Raw genomic sequence first — 14,704 nt, forward strand, 5'->3', positions numbered from 1 at the left:
GCCTCGTGCGTGCGGGCTGCGCCCAGGCGCCGGCCAGGGCGCAGCCCGGCGGATCTTGCCGGACAGGCCCTACTGGGCGTTCTCGGGACCGCGCTGGTCGTTCCCCTCGCTCCGCTCGGGACTGCGCTGGTCGTTCCCCTCGCTCCGCTCGGGGAAGTGACACGCCACCTGGTGGCCGGTCTTCAGGGCCGTCAGCGGCGGCTCCTGGCTCGCGCACACGTCCTGGGCCTTCCAGCAGCGCGTGCGGAAGCGGCAGCCGCTCGGCGGGTTGATCGGCGAGGGCACGTCGCCCTTGAGCAGGATCCGATCGCGGCCGCCACTCTGGCGCCGGCGCGGGTCCGGCACGGGGACGGCCGACATCAGGGCGTTGGTGTACGGGTGCATCGGGCTGCGGTAGAGCGAGTCGCGGTCGGCGATCTCGACGATCTTGCCGAGGTACATCACCGCCACCCGGTCGGAGACGTGCCGGACCACCGAGAGGTCGTGCGCGATGATCAGGTAGGTCAGACCGAGCTCCTGCTGGAGGTCGTCCAGCAGGTTGACCACCTGCGCCTGGATCGACACGTCGAGCGCCGAGACCGGCTCGTCCGCGACGATCATCTTCGGCTTCAGCGCGAGCGCCCGGGCGATGCCGATGCGCTGCCGCTGGCCGCCGGAGAACTCGTGCGGGTAGCGGTTGTAGTGCTCGGGGCTGAGCCCGCACAGCTCCAGCAGGTCCTGGACGGCCTTCTTGACGCCACCCTCCGGCTGGACGCCCTGCAGCCTGAACGGCGCGCTGACGATGGTGCCGACGGTGTGCCGCGGGTTCAGCGAGGAGTACGGGTCCTGGAAGATCATCTGGATGTCGCGGCGCAGCGGCCGCATCGCGCCGACGCCCAGGTGGCTGATGTCGGTGCCCTCGAACTCGATCTTCCCGCCGGTGGGTTCGTCGAGCCGGGTGATCAGCCGCCCCATGGTGGACTTGCCGCAGCCGGACTCGCCGACGACGCCCAGCGTCTCACCGGCGTTGACGGTGAAGTCGATGCCGTCGACGGCCCGCACCGCGCCGGTCTGGCGCCGGAGCAGTCCGCCGCGGATCGGGAAGTGCCGGGTCAGGCCGGTCACCTTCAGCAACGGCTCGCGCTCGGGCGCGGGCGCCGGCGAAGGGATGGTGGCCCCCTGAGTGTCCGTCATCGGTTCTCTCCAGAATGGTGGTACGGGGCCGGGCTCACAGCCGGGGCGCGATCTCGTCGGCGAAGATGCGGTGCCGCTCGTCGGCCGGCAGGTGGCAGGCCGCGAGGTGCCCGGGCGCGGCCTCGGCCAGCACCGGGACCTCGCTCGTGGAGCGACCGCCGGTCAGGGCGGCGTACGGGCAGCGCGGGTGGAAGGCGCAGCCGGACGGCACGTTGATCAGGCTGGGCGGGGTGCCCTTCACCGGGACGAGCCGTTCCTGCAGTTCCCGGTCCAGTCGCGGCATCGATCCCAACAGGCCCCAGGTGTACGGGTGTTCGGGCGCGTCGAAGAGGCTCTCGGCGGGGCCGCGCTCGACGCACTTGCCGCCGTACATGACCAGGATGTCGTCGGCGAGCTCGGCGACCACCCCGAGGTCGTGGGTGATGATGATGACGGCGGAGCCGAACTCCTGCTGGAGGTCGCGGATGAGGTCCAGGATCTGCGCCTGGACGGTGACGTCCAGGGCGGTGGTGGGCTCGTCGGCGATCAGCAGCGAGGGGTCGTTGACCAGGGCCATGGCGATCATCGCGCGCTGGCGCATGCCGCCGGAGAACTGGTGCGGGTAGTCGTCCAGCCGGCGGTCGGGCTGCGGGATGCCGACCCGGTCGAGCATCTCGATCGCCCGGGCCCTGGCCTCCTTCTTGGTGGCCTTGGGGTGGTGCACCCGGTACGCCTCGATGATCTGGGCGCCGACCGTGTAGTACGGGTGCATCGCGGTCAGCGGGTCCTGGAAGATCATCGCCAGTTCGCGGCCGCGCAGTTGGCGCACCCGGTCCGGTCCGGCCGCGATCAGGTCCTCGCCGTCGAGCAGGATCTCGCCGCTGATCCGGGCCCGCTTGGAGCGGTGCAGGCCCATGATGCCGAGCGAGGTGACGGACTTCCCGGAGCCGGACTCGCCGACGATGCCCAGGGTGCGGCCCTTGTGCAGGTCGAAGCTGACCCCGTCCACCGAGCGGACCAGGCCGTCGTCGGTGTCGAAGTGGATCCGCAGGTCGCGGACGGACAGGAAGGGGTCTCCCAGAGGAGCGGGAGCGGCGTCCGCCGGGGTCTTCTGGAGGTCGGTCACGAGAGCCTCACGCGGGGGTCGACGAGGGCGTACAGGAGGTCGACCACGAGGTTGCAGGCGACGATGAAGAAGGCGGCGAGCAGCGTGACGCCGAGGACCTTGGGCAGGTCGTTGTCGCTGATCGCCTGGACGGCGAACTGGCCGACGCCGTTGAGCGAGAAGACCTGCTCGGTGATCAGCGCACCGCCGAGCAGCAGGCCGAGGTCCATGCCGAAGATGGTGACGATCGGGGTGAGCGCGGAGCGCAGTCCGTGCTTGACGACGACCTTGCGCTCGACCAGGCCCTTGGCCCGGGCGGTGCGGATGTAGTCCTCGCTCATCGTCTCCAGCATCCCGGCGCGGGTGAGGCGGGCGTAGAGCGCGGAGTAGAGGAAGGCCAGCGAGATCCACGGGAGGATCAGGTTGCGGGCCCACATCAGCGGGTCGTCCGTGAAGTTGACGTAGTGCAGGTTGTCCAGGATCGGCCACTCGTAGCTGAACACCGTCAGCAGCAGGGCGCCGGTGAAGAAGACCGGCAGCGAGACGCCCGCCAGGGCGACGCCCATGGAGAGCCGGTCGAAGACCGACCGCGGCTTGAGCGCGGAGATCACGCCGGTGGTGATGCCGGAGGCCAGCCAGAGCACCGCCGCGCCGATGGCGAGCGAGATGGTGACCGGGATCCGGCTGGTCATCTCCGGCCAGACCTCCAGGTGGTTCTTGAAGGAGTAGCCGAAGCAGGGCACGTGGCAGGTGGCCGGTTCCGGACCGAACTTGTACTCGGCGCCGCTGACCAGCGCCTTCAGGAAGTTCCAGTACTGGGTGTACAGCGGCTGGTCGAAGCCGAGGTTCTTCTTGACCGCCGCGATCGCCTCGGGCGACGGGTTCTTCCCGATGTACTGCGCGGCCAGCTGGTCGGTGGTCTCACCGGCGATGCGCGGGAGCAGGAAGAAGATCGCGAAGGTGACCGCGCTGACGACCAGCAGCAGCACCGCGGCCGCGAGGATCCTGCGAACGATGTAGGCAAACACAGTTGGGCGGCTCCGGCGGCCCGCCGCCGTCCGGGGTCTTCCGGACGGCGGCGGGCGCCGCTGCCTTCACCTGCCTTCAGGGATGCGGAGCCAGGCTCTTTACTTGGTGGTGCCGATGTTCAGGTAGTCGTACTCACCCGAGAAGGCCGGGGTGGACGCGACGTTGGTGGCGCTGTCCGAGCGGTACAGGAAGACCTTGAAGTCGGTCAGCGGGACGTACACCGCGGACTCCATGACCTTCTTGTCGATGTCGCCGTAGATCTTCTCGCGGGCGGCCTTGTCCGGGTTGACGGCGGCGTCGTCGATCATCTTGTTGACGGCCGGGTCGTTCAGCTGGGCCAGGTTGCTGTTGCCGGACGGCTTGATCGCGCGGCCGTCGACGATCTGCTGCAGGAAGCCGTAGCCGGTCGGCCAGTCGGCACCCCACTGCATCATCATCAGGCCGATGTTGTGGTCCTGGGTGAACTGCGGCGCACCGGCCGAGTCGGTCAGGTACTTGCCCTGCGGGAACTGCTGGATCTCGACGTTGATGCCGATGTTCTTCAGCTGCGCCTGGATCTGGGTGGCCGCGGCGACCTCGGTCGCGCGCTCGGTGCGGGCGGTCAGGACGGTGCTGAAGCCGCCGTCCTTCCCGCAGGCCTTCAGGGAGTCCTTGGCCTTGGCCTGGTCGCCCTTGTTGTCCTTGGTCTCGTACAGGTTGAAGTCCTGGTGGCCCGGGATGTCCGGCGGGAGCACGGTGTTGGCCACCTGGCCGCGGATCGGGCCGCCGAGCGCGGTCTGCACCGCGACCTTGTCGATCGCGTACTGGACGGCCTTGCGGCAGTCGACGTTGTCGAACGGCGCGACCTTGGTGTTGATCGCCATGTAGACCAGGCGGCCGCCGTAGGCGTTGTCGGTCTTGGCCTTGAGCTTCGGGTCGCGCAGGATCTGCGCCTGGGTCTGCGGGTCGACGCCGCCGCCCACCAGGTCGACCTGGGCGTTGCCGGCCAGCAGGTCCTTGTCGATGGTGGCCTGGTCGATGTTCATCTTGAGCACGATCTTGTCCGGCAGCTGCTTCCGGATCGGGTCGGTGCTCTTGTCCCAGTTGGTGTTCGGCACCAGGACGGCCTGCTTGCCGTCCTCGTAGGACTCGAACTTGTAGGTGCCCGAGGACACGATGTGCTTCACGTAGTCGGCACCGGTGTCCTTGGCCTGCGGGACCGGCGCGGTCTGCGGGGCGCTGACCAGGTAGTCGAAGTCGGCGAAGGGGTGCTGCAGGTGGAAGACGATCGTGGTGTCGTCCGGGGTCTCGATCGACTTCAGGTCGCCGGTCTTGTCCTTGTACGGGCCCTGGTACGGCGTCGGGTTGTCGACCAGCAGGTCGTGGAAGTACGTCGGGCCGTTGGAGTTCACCTCGGGCGCGTAGTTCGAGCGCTCCACGGCGTACTTGACGTCCTTGGAGGTGATCGGGGTGCCGTCGTCGTACTTCAGGCCCGCGCGCAGCTTGTACGTCCAGGTCAGGCCGTCCGCGCTGGGCTGGCCCATCGACTCGGCGAGGTCCGGGACCAGCTTGTTGCCGTCCGCGCCGGCGGCCGGGTTGAAGGTGGTCAGCGGGCGGCCGTACAGGCGCGAGAAGTTGTAGATGTACGCGTAGTAGGTGTTGCCCGGGTCGAGGGAGTCCGGGGTGCCCTTCATCTCGTAGGTGACCGTCCCGCCCTTCTTGTCCGAGGCGTTGACGATCTGCTTGGTGGCCGCGTCGGCACCGCCGCTCGCGTTGCTGGAGGAGGAAGAGGAGCTGTCGCCGCTCTTGGAGCTGGACGAGCAGCCGGTGACGACCAGGACCACGGCGGCGGCCGCGGCGGTCAGCGCGACGGTACGGGACCTACGCATGGGTGAGATCAACCCCTTGAGGTGTGGAGGAGGGAGATTACTGACGCCGAGTCAGTTGCTCTTGGGATCGAGGGCGTCACGCAGCCCGTCGCCGAGCAGGTTGAACGCGAGCACGGTGATGAAGATCGCCAGACCCGGGACCACCATGTACTGGGGGTCCACCTGGTAGTAGTTCTTCGCGTCGGCGAGCATGCCGCCCCAGGAGGACTGCGGGGGCTGGATGCCGACGCCGAGGAAGCTCAGACCGGCCTCGAAGAGGATGTTGGTCGGGATCAGCAGGGTCGAGTAGACCAGGATCGGGCCGACCAGGTTCGGCAGCAGCTCCTTGAACAGGATGAACGGGCCGCGGGCGCCGAGGCTGCGGGCCGCGTGGACGAACTCCCGCTCGCGCAGCGAGAGGGTCTGTCCGCGCACGATCCGGCCCATGTAGGGCCAGTTGAAGAAGCCGATCACGAAGATCAGCACCATGATGTGCAGCGGGAGGCCGTGCAGGCCGAACGCGCCGCCCTGGAGCGAGGCGGAGATCGCGATGGCGAACAGCAGCAGCGGGAACGCCAGGAAGACGTCCATCAACCGGCTGATCACGGTGTCCACCCAGCCGCCGTAGTAGCCGGCCATCACGCCGAGCACGGTGCCGAGGGTGTTGGACAGGACGGTCGCGCCGAAGGCGACCAGCAGGGAGACCCAGGAGCCGTCGACCACGCGGGCGAGCAGGTCGCGGCCCTGCAGCGGGTCGATGCCGAGCGGGTGGTCCGCGCTCATCCCGCCCCAGTCGCCGAGCGGGAGTCCACCGAGGTCGGCGTCCAGCAGGTCGGTGTTCGGCTGGTCGGGGTCGAGCCCGAACAAGGACTCCAGGGGTCCGGCCAGGACGGCCAGGAGGATCAGCAGGATCACCACGATGCCGCCGGCGACGGCGGCCTTGTCCCGCTTGAAGCGGGTCCAGGCGATCCGACCGAGGGAGCGGCCCTCGATCGTCTTGGCCGGGCTCGGGGAGGCGGGCGCCTCGGATTCGTTCCCGGCGGTTGTCATGGGTGCGGTCATGGTCAGTTGGTCCCCTCGCCGACGGTGGCCGGCCCACGGGTGCCGGGCGCCGGTTCGGCGGTACGGCTGCGGACGTGCGGAGGTGCTGGGTGCAGGTGTTCGCGGCAGTACGTCGTGCACGGGTACTGCCTCCACGCGGGATGGGCGTCGCGTGGATCGAGCGGTCGGCGTGCGCGTTCACCTTCGTGGGGTTTCCAGTACGCGCGATGCGTTGCGCAGAACTCTCTGCCATCCGAACTGGCTTGCGCCAGCCCTGACAACCGACAGATGCCCAACTGTGATCTGCCCGCATGCACCTCCCCGATCTTCGGCATATCCCTCTTCACATGGCTGTAACTGCCATGTCAAGATGTCCCGGCGCCGAGAACGGAAATTCGTCCCGAAAGCACCGAAGCCGACCTGATCAGGGATCAAGTCGGCTTCTAGGCAGGGGCTTTAACGAGACGTGTTTCGGCAATCAGCGGCCGGGGTATCCGGGCCACGGCTGGGGCTGCTGCCCCCAACCCGGCGCGGGCGGCTGGGTGCCGTAGGCATAACCGGGCATCGGCTGCCCGGGCATCGACTGGCCCGGGACCGGTCGGCCCGGCATCGACTGCCCCGGGTACGGCGGCGGCACCGGCGGGTACGGGCCCGTCGGCGGTCGGCCCGCCTCCCGGTCGAAGAACGGCCGTGCGTTGGCGCGCATCCACAGCGCCACCGGGTCGTACTCGTCCGACATGGCCACCGTGGAGACCGCGAGCCCCTCCGGGGCCACCGCGATCGCCCGTTGCATCAGCGCCCGCACCGCCTCCACCGCCGGCGGCGAACTCTCGTACAGGTCGAGACCGATCGCCAGGTACGGCTCCCCCACCGACGGCTGCACCCAGGCCCGGCGCAGCGCCCGGACCGCGCGCACCTCGCCCGCCTGCCGCTCCAGCAGCGCGAAGAACTGCTGGGCGTTCACCTGCGGCTCGCTCAGCTTCAGCGGACCGGCCGGCAGCCGGTCCAGGCCCGCGGCGATCCGCCGCAGGTCCGCCCACGGCACCCCGACCCCGCCGCCCGGCGCGTGCGGGTTGAGCCACAGGCCCCAGCGGGTGCGGTACAGCGAAGCGGCGATCTCCCGCCCGGAGATGACCTCGTGGGCCCGCGCCCAGCCGGAGGCCGTCAGCTGCTCGGGCGAGGTGACGGCCGGCGCGTAGCCGTGGCCGCCGATCTCCATGTTCCCGTACTGGGCGTCCGGACTGCCCGGGCTGCCGTGCCACAGCAGCATCCAGACCTGGCCCTCGGCCAGCGCGTGCAGCAGCCGCTCGTACGCGTCCCAGCGCTCCGGCGCGACCTCGCGCAGGGCCTGCTCCAACGCGCCCGGATCCGCGCCCGGGCGCCCGGCCGGTGCCTGGCCCCAAGGCCCCGGCACCCCGCCCGCTCCCGTTCCCGCACTCATGCGCCCACCTCGCCGCGCCTCTTTCCTGAACCCGCCGGCCCGTCAGCCGCCTGCACGCACCCTATGGCGCGGCACCGGCCACCGCCACGGCGACGTGCCTGTGAAGGATCCCCGCTCACACCCGCGAGTAGAAGGGCATGACCCGGGTCAGCAGCCACTCGACCACCGGGTCGTCGGCGAGGTCGAGCAGCACGAGGTGGACGCCGCCCGGCAGCGGCGCGGTTCCCAGCGCCCGCCCGAGCGCCTCGTTCACCGCTCCCGGGTCGGCCGGGGCCGCCGGATCCAGCTGGACGCCCACGAACATCACGGTCGGCTCGCCCTCGATGCTGGCCAGCGCCCGCCGTGCGGTCACGACGCCCGGCAGAGCCGACAGTTCGGCCCGGCAGGCGGCCAGGAAGTGCTCCGGGTCCTCGCCCGGCACCGGCTCGCGCAGCGCCACCCGGCCGCCGGTCGGCGCCTCCGGCTGCTGCTCCCAGCGCTCCTCCCGGGGGCCGCGGCGCAGCTCCGCCACGCCCTGCGGGGGCACCGGGATGCCCACCGCCGCCTCCGGGTTGACCGCGATGCCCACGCCCAGCGGCAGCCCGCGGGCGAACTCCCAGGCCGGCGCGATCGCGAAGGCCATCCCCGGTGCCTGCTGCAGGAACACCTCCTGCGAGGAGAACACCGGCACGTACGGGGCGCCGGCCAGCTCGACGGTCGGCAGGTCCAGCGACTGCCCGTTCGGGTCGCCCCCGGCCGGCAGCGGGATCCACACCTGGCTGCGGGCCAGCACCTCGATCACCCGCGGCGTCGCCCCCGGGTCGCCCAGCGCGGCCGTCAGCACCTGCTCCAGCTCGTTCGCCGGCCACGTGCCGCCCGACGGCGCCGTCCGCGGCCCGTCCCACCCCTGCTGCTGCTCCACCGGGTACCCCATGCGCCGCCGTCCGCCCTCGTGCCGGGTCGGCCGCCCACTGCTGCGCCGACGCGGAGAAGTTTAGGGCTCGGCTTCGAACTCGCGTCGTCCCCCCGGAGGGCGCCCCGCAGCGTGCGACGGGGCGCGCCGTGGCACGTGACCGGGCGCCCCGCGCCGTGTGACCGGGTCCCCTCTCCCCTCCTCCGCGCGGACGTGCCATGATGTGCGCGTCCGACGGCATGCGCCGCGGGCCCCCACAACTCCACACCGGCCGCTCGAACCCGCGCGGGAGAGCCCGGAGTGCCCCTCAGGAGGCACGGCCGGCGCCGAAGGAGCAAGTCCTCCCCGGAATCTCTCAGGCCCCCCTACCGCGCGGGTTAGGCACATCTGGAAAGCGGCGCACGGCCCTGTCGCGCGCCCACCCACGGTGCAAGCCGCCGTCCTGTCCCCGATGCTGGAACCAGCTGATGCTGGCACCAGCTGCGGGCAGGTGGGCGGTGAAGCTCTCAGGTTCGACGACAGATGGGGAGACCCACGCCGCCGCATGCCCGCGCGCAGGGTCGGTCCCCGAGCGGATCCGGTCCCGGCGCGCGCACCCCTGAGTGCCCCGACCGAGGAGTTCCTGGCCATGTCGTCCCTCCGCCTCACCGCGCTCGACGCGCTGCACCGCGCCCTCGGCGCGACCATGACCGACTTCGCCGGCTGGGACATGCCGCTGCGCTACGGCAGCGAGCGCGAGGAGCACCTCGCCGTCCGCACCAAGGCCGGCCTGTTCGACCTCTCGCACATGGGCGAGATCACCGTCACCGGCCCGCAGGCCGGCGAGATGCTGGACCACGCCCTGGTCGGCTTCGTCTCCGCGCTCGGCGTGCTGCGCGCCCGCTACACCATGATCTGCGCCGAGGACGGCGGCATCCTGGACGACCTGATCGTCTACCGCCTGCGCGAGGACGCCTTCCTGGTGGTCGCCAACGCCTCCAACGCCCAGCTTGTGCTGGACGAGCTGATCGCCCGCGCCAAGGGCTTCGACGCCGTCGTCACCGACGACCGCGACACCTACGCGCTGATCGCCGTCCAGGGCCCGGAGGCCACCGCCATCCTGGCGAAGACCACCGACGCCGACCTGCCCGGCCTGAAGTACTACGCGATCCTCCCGGCGAAGGTGGCCGGCCGCGAGGTGCTGCTGGCCCGCACCGGCTACACCGGCGAGGACGGCTTCGAGATCTTCTGCCACCCGGTCGACGCCGAGCCGGTCTGGCAGGCGCTGACCGCCGCGGGCGAGGGCCACGGCCTGGTCCCGTGCGGCCTGTCCTGCCGCGACACGCTGCGCCTGGAGGCGGGCATGCCGCTGTACGGGCACGAGCTGTCCACCGACCTGACCCCGTTCGACGCGGGCCTGGGCCGGGTCGTCCGCTTCGACAAGACCACCAACGGCGGCGCGTTCGTCGGCCGCAAGGCGCTGGAGCAGGCCGCCGCCGCGGCCGAGACCAACCCGCCGAAGGTGCTGGTCGGCCTGGTCTCCGAGGGCAAGCGCGTGCCGCGCGCCGAGTACACGGTGGTCTCCGCCGACGGCGCCCCGATCGGCCGGATCACCTCCGGCGCGCCGTCCCCGACGCTGGGGAAGCCGATCGCGATGGCCTACGTCGACGCGGCCCACGCCGAGCCGGGCACCACCGTCGCGGTGGACGTGCGCGGCAAGCACGAGCCCGTCCAGGTCGTGGCGCTGCCGTTCTACAAGCGCGCCCGCTGAGGCCTCGCAGGACCCCTCGATTTCCCATACACGCACGTCGGAGCCGTCCGTGCGGCGGCCCGCTGCGTCGTACCCGCTTCCCATCCTGGAGAATGACGCCATGAGCAACCCCCAGCACCTGCAGTACACCAAGGAGCACGAGTGGCTGACCGCCCCCGTGGAAGGTGTCTCCACGGTCGGCATCACCAAGCACGCCGCCGACGCGCTCGGTGACATCGTCTACGTGCAGCTGCCCGAGGTCGGCGACACCGTGACCGCCGGCGAGACCTGCGGCGAGCTGGAGTCCACCAAGTCGGTCAGCGACCTGTACTCCCCGGTGACCGGCGAGGTCACCGAGGTCAACCAGGACGTCCTGGACGACAACGGCCTGGTCAACAGCGCCCCGTTCGAGGGCGGCTGGCTCTTCAAGGTCCGTGTCGAGGCCACCGACGAGCTGCTCAGCGCCGACGAGTACGACGCGCTCACCCACGCCGGCTGACCAGCCCGGCACCGGGCGGGCCGCGCGCACGCCGGCCCGCCCCCACCGTCCCCTCGCTCTCCTCCTCCCGGGAAGACCACACCATGACGGTTCTCAACCAGTCCCTGCACGCCCTCGACCCGGAGATCGCCGCCGCGGTCGACGCCGAGCTGCACCGCCAGCAGACCACCCTGGAGATGATCGCCTCCGAGAACTTCGCCCCGGTGGCGGTCATGGAGGCCCAGGGCTCGGTGCTCACCAACAAGTACGCCGAGGGCTACCCCGGCCGCCGCTACTACGGCGGTTGCGAGCACGTCGACGTGGTCGAGCAGATCGCGATCGACCGGATCAAGGCCCTGTTCGGCGCCGAGCACGCCAACGTCCAGCCGCACTCCGGCGCGCAGGCCAACGCCGCCGCGATGTTCGCGCTGATCCAGCCGGGCGACACCATCCTGGGCCTGAACCTGGCCCACGGCGGTCACCTGACCCACGGCATGAAGATCAACTTCTCCGGCAAGCTCTACAACGTGGTCGCGTACCACGTCGACGAGAAGACCGGCCAGGTCGACATGGCCGAGGTCGAGCGCCTGGCCAAGGAGCACCAGCCGAAGCTGATCATCGCCGGCTGGTCCGCCTACCCGCGCCAGCTGGACTTCGCCGAGTTCCGCCGGGTCGCCGACGCGGTCGGCGCGCTGCTCATGGTGGACATGGCGCACTTCGCCGGCCTGGTGGCCGCGGGCCTGCACCCGAACCCGGTGCCGTACGCGGACGTGGTCACCACCACCACCCACAAGACCCTGGGCGGCCCGCGCGGCGGCGTCATCCTGTCCAAGGCCGAGTGGGCGAAGAAGATCAACTCCGCGGTCTTCCCCGGCCAGCAGGGCGGCCCGCTGGAGCACGTGATCGCGGGCAAGGCCGTCGCCTTCAAGGTCGCCGCCTCGGAGGAGTTCAAGGAGCGCCAGCAGCGCACCCTGGAGGGCGCCAAGATCCTCGCCGAGCGTCTGCTGCAGGCCGACGTCGCCGAGGCCGGCGCCTCCGTGCTGTCCGGCGGCACCGACGTCCACCTGGTCCTGGTCGACCTGCGCAACAGCCAGCTCGACGGCCAGCAGGCGGAGGACCGGCTGCACGAGGTCGGCATCACCGTCAACCGCAACGCCATCCCGAACGACCCGCGCCCGCCGATGGTCACCTCCGGTCTGCGCATCGGGACCCCGGCCCTGGCCACCCGCGGCTTCCGGGCCGACGACTTCCGCGAGGTCGCCGACATCATCGCCGAGGCGCTCAAGCCCGCCTTCGACGAGACCGTCGCCGCCGCCCTGAAGGCCCGGGTCACCGCCCTGGCCGAGAAGTACCCGCTCTACCCGAACCTGGCCGGCCAGGAGTGATCCCGTTCGGGATGAGGTGACCGGCCTCACCCCGCCGGTGCGCCTGGGACCCCGGGGCACCGCGCACACTGGACAGTGCGCGCGGTGCCCCGTCCCGTGTCATCCCCCTCCCCGCAAGTCCTTCCACGAGACCAGACAAGGACGTCCCCCGTGGCCATCAGCGTCTTCGACCTCTTCTCCATCGGCATCGGCCCGTCGAGCTCCCACACCGTCGGCCCGATGCGCGCGGCCCGGATGTTCGCCCGCCGGCTGCGCTCCGAAGGCCTGCTGGACCGGGTCACCGGCGTGCGCGCCGAGCTGTACGGCTCGCTGGGCGCCACCGGCCACGGCCACGGCACCCCGAAGGCCGTCCTGCTGGGCCTGGAGAACAACTCGCCCCGCACCGTCGACGTCGACCAGGCGGACAAGGACGTCGAGCGGATCATCACCGAGAAGCGGCTCAGCCTGCTCGGCGAACACCCGATCGACTTCGACCCCGACACCCAGCTGGTCCTGCACCGGCGCCGCTCGCTGCCGTACCACGCCAACGGCATGACCCTGTGGGCGTACGCGGCGGACGGCTCGGCGCTGCTGGAGAAGACCTACTACTCGGTCGGCGGCGGCTTCGTCGTCGACGAGGACGCGATCGGCGCGGACCGGGTCAAGCCCGACGACACCGCGCTGCGCTACCCCTTCCGCACCGGCGAGGAGCTGCTGCGGCTCACCCGGGAGACCGGGCTGTCGATCTCCGGCCTGATGCTGGAGAACGAGAAGGCCTGGCGCAGCGAGGAGGAGATCCGGACCGGTCTGCTGGAGATCTGGTCCGTGATGCAGGAGTGCGTGCGGGCCGGGATGACCCGCGAGGGCATCCTGCCGGGCGGGCTGAAGGTCCGCCGCCGGGCCGCCGCGGCCGCCCGGACGCTGCGCGCCGAGGGGATCGGCCCGGCCAACGCGATGGAGTGGGTGACCCTCTACGCGATGGCGGTCAACGAGGAGAACGCCTCCGGGCGCCGGGTGGTCACCGCGCCCACCAACGGCGCGGCGGGCATCATCCCGGCCGTCCTGCACTACTACCTGAACTTCATCCCGGGCGCCGACGAGGACGGCATCGTCCGGTTCCTGCTCGCGGCCGGCGCCATCGGCATGCTCTTCAAGGAGAACGCCTCCATCTCCGGTGCCGAGGTCGGCTGCCAGGGCGAGGTCGGCTCCGCCTGCTCGATGGCCGCGGGCGGTCTCGCCGAGGTCCTCGGGGGCACTCCCGAGCAGGTCGAGAACGCCGCCGAGATCGGCATCGAGCACAACCTCGGCCTCACCTGCGACCCGGTCGGCGGCCTGGTCCAGATTCCCTGCATCGAGCGCAACGGCATGGCGTCGGTCAAGGCCGTCACCGCGGCCCGGATGGCGCTGCGCGGCGACGGGCGCCACCACGTCTCGCTGGACAAGGCGATCAAGACGATGAAGGAGACCGGGGCCGACATGAAGATCAAGTACAAGGAGACCTCGCGCGGCGGCCTCGCCGTGAACGTCATCGAGTGCTGATCGCGTGCTGATCGCGGTGGCCTGACGGCCCGGCCCCCGGGCGGAGTCCCCTCCGCCCGGGGGCTTCGGCGTGCCCGGGGCCCGGGACCGCGGGCGGTCAGCTCCGTACCGCCGCCTTCTCCGCCGCCTTCTCCGTCTCCCGCTCCGCCCTTTCCTCCGGCGTACCGAGCTCGCGCGGCTCCGCGGGCGGGTTCGGGCCCCGGACCGGGCTCCGGCTCGGCCGGGCCAGGCAGGCGACCGCCGTCGCCACCGCCGCCAGGGCGACGCCCCCGGCGACCGCGCCGTGCAGCCCGCTGGTGACCGCCGTGCCGACGGCGTCCCGGACGGCCGAGGGCGACCCGGCCAGCGCGGCGACCGCGACCGCCCCCGTCCCGAGGATCAGCGGCGAGGTCCAGGGGTACAGCGTCCCGCCCCAGCTGCTGACCAGGGTGAGCCCGAGGATGCCGGTGGTCAGCAGGGCGACCCCGGCCCGGTCGAAGGGGGCGCGGACCCGCTCGGCGTTCCGCAGCCGTACTCCGGCACCGACCGCGAACAGGGCGAACACCCCGACCGGCAGGTTGACGTAGAAGGCCCAGCGCCAGCTGAGCCGGTCGGTGAGGAAACCGCCGAGCAGCGGCCCGCCGACGAAGGCGATCGGCATCAGCACCCCGATCACCGACTGCACCCGGCCCCGGTCGGAGGCGGGCACGAGCACCCCGATCACCGAGAGCGCGCCGACCATCAGCCCGCCCGCGCCGACCCCCTGGAGCGCCCGGAAGGCGATCAGCTCGGCCATGTCCTGCGCCAGTCCGGACAGCATCGAGCCGACCAGGAACACCGCGACCGCCCACTGGTACGCACCCTTGCGGCCGTACAGGTCGCCGAGCCGGCCCCACAGCGGGGTGGTGGCGGCGGAGGTGAGCAGGTAGGCGGTGACCGCCCAGGCGAGGTGCTCCAGTCCGCCGAGGTCGCCGACGATGGTCGGCAGCGCGGTGCCGATGATCTGGCCGTCGAGGGCCGAGAGGAAGATGCCGAGCATCAGCCCGAGCACACCGAGCAGCGGCGGCTTGGGGCGGTCGTCGATCGGTTCCGCGGTCATGGCCGTTCC

Annotated in this window: 12 protein-coding genes and 1 riboswitch; of the genes, 4 read left to right on the plus strand and 8 right to left on the minus strand. The window is 71.3% G+C overall.

What is annotated here, in order from left to right:
• Positions 1 to 69: 69 nt before the first annotated feature.
• The 7 genes from ACFV1W_RS09565 to ACFV1W_RS09595 form a co-directional block, all read right to left on the minus strand.
• Positions 70 to 1,173, minus strand: a complete 1,104-nt coding sequence (locus ACFV1W_RS09565) for an ABC transporter ATP-binding protein (RefSeq protein ID WP_380414693.1) — start codon at positions 1,171 to 1,173, stop codon at positions 70 to 72.
• A gap of 34 nt (positions 1,174 to 1,207) precedes the next feature.
• Entirely contained in the window at positions 1,208 to 2,278 is a 1,071-nt protein-coding gene (locus ACFV1W_RS09570) for an ABC transporter ATP-binding protein (RefSeq protein ID WP_380414695.1), read from the minus strand.
• Entirely contained in the window at positions 2,275 to 3,285 is a 1,011-nt protein-coding gene (locus tag ACFV1W_RS09575) for an ABC transporter permease (RefSeq protein ID WP_380414697.1), read from the minus strand. Before ACFV1W_RS09575 ends, ACFV1W_RS09570 begins: the two co-directional genes overlap by 4 nt.
• Positions 3,286 to 3,384: 99 nt before the next feature.
• Positions 3,385 to 5,154: an ABC transporter substrate-binding protein gene (locus ACFV1W_RS09580; protein ID WP_380414699.1), complete on the minus strand. Its 1,770-nt coding sequence runs from the start codon at positions 5,152 to 5,154 to the stop codon at positions 3,385 to 3,387.
• Between the two features lie 51 nt (positions 5,155 to 5,205).
• Complete coding sequence (locus tag ACFV1W_RS09585) at positions 5,206 to 6,195, minus strand: ABC transporter permease (protein WP_380414701.1); 990 nt, start codon at positions 6,193 to 6,195, stop codon at positions 5,206 to 5,208.
• 457 nt (positions 6,196 to 6,652) lie between these two features.
• The gene (locus ACFV1W_RS09590; protein ID WP_380414703.1) at positions 6,653 to 7,615 is read right to left on the minus strand and encodes an enhanced serine sensitivity protein SseB C-terminal domain-containing protein; all 963 of its coding nucleotides are present in this window, start codon (positions 7,613 to 7,615) and stop codon (positions 6,653 to 6,655) included.
• Between the two features lie 115 nt (positions 7,616 to 7,730).
• Positions 7,731 to 8,528 carry an enhanced serine sensitivity protein SseB C-terminal domain-containing protein gene (locus ACFV1W_RS09595; RefSeq protein WP_380414705.1) on the minus strand — a complete coding sequence of 266 codons (798 nt, stop codon included), beginning with the start codon at positions 8,526 to 8,528 and terminating at the stop codon, positions 7,731 to 7,733.
• Positions 8,529 to 8,783: 255 nt separating this feature from the next.
• Positions 8,784 to 8,888: riboswitch (glycine riboswitch) on the plus strand.
• A gap of 247 nt (positions 8,889 to 9,135) precedes the next feature.
• On the opposite strand from ACFV1W_RS09595, the gene gcvT reads away from it, so the two are divergent.
• From gcvT to ACFV1W_RS09615, 4 genes are all read left to right on the plus strand, one after another.
• Complete coding sequence (gene gcvT, locus ACFV1W_RS09600) at positions 9,136 to 10,257, plus strand: glycine cleavage system aminomethyltransferase GcvT (protein WP_380414707.1); 1,122 nt, start codon at positions 9,136 to 9,138, stop codon at positions 10,255 to 10,257.
• A 100-nt stretch (positions 10,258 to 10,357) separates the two neighbouring features.
• Positions 10,358 to 10,735, plus strand: a complete 378-nt coding sequence (gene gcvH / locus ACFV1W_RS09605; RefSeq protein ID WP_380414709.1) for a glycine cleavage system protein GcvH — start codon at positions 10,358 to 10,360, stop codon at positions 10,733 to 10,735.
• Between the two features lie 83 nt (positions 10,736 to 10,818).
• Positions 10,819 to 12,099 (plus strand): serine hydroxymethyltransferase, encoded by a 1,281-nt coding sequence (glyA, locus tag ACFV1W_RS09610; RefSeq protein ID WP_380414711.1) that lies wholly within the window; start codon positions 10,819 to 10,821, stop codon positions 12,097 to 12,099.
• A gap of 150 nt (positions 12,100 to 12,249) precedes the next feature.
• On the plus strand, positions 12,250 to 13,617 hold the full coding sequence (locus tag ACFV1W_RS09615; RefSeq protein WP_380414713.1) for an L-serine ammonia-lyase: 1,368 nt from the start codon (positions 12,250 to 12,252) through the stop codon (positions 13,615 to 13,617).
• A gap of 97 nt (positions 13,618 to 13,714) precedes the next feature.
• Here ACFV1W_RS09615 and ACFV1W_RS09620 read toward each other — a convergent pair whose 3' ends face one another.
• The gene (locus ACFV1W_RS09620) at positions 13,715 to 14,695 is read right to left on the minus strand and encodes an MFS transporter (protein ID WP_380414715.1); all 981 of its coding nucleotides are present in this window, start codon (positions 14,693 to 14,695) and stop codon (positions 13,715 to 13,717) included.
• Positions 14,696 to 14,704: the final 9 nt, after the last annotated feature.

The sequence above is a fragment of the Kitasatospora sp. NPDC059648 genome (genome assembly GCF_042734825.1).
In the GTDB taxonomy this organism is placed as follows: domain Bacteria; phylum Actinomycetota; class Actinomycetes; order Streptomycetales; family Streptomycetaceae; genus Kitasatospora.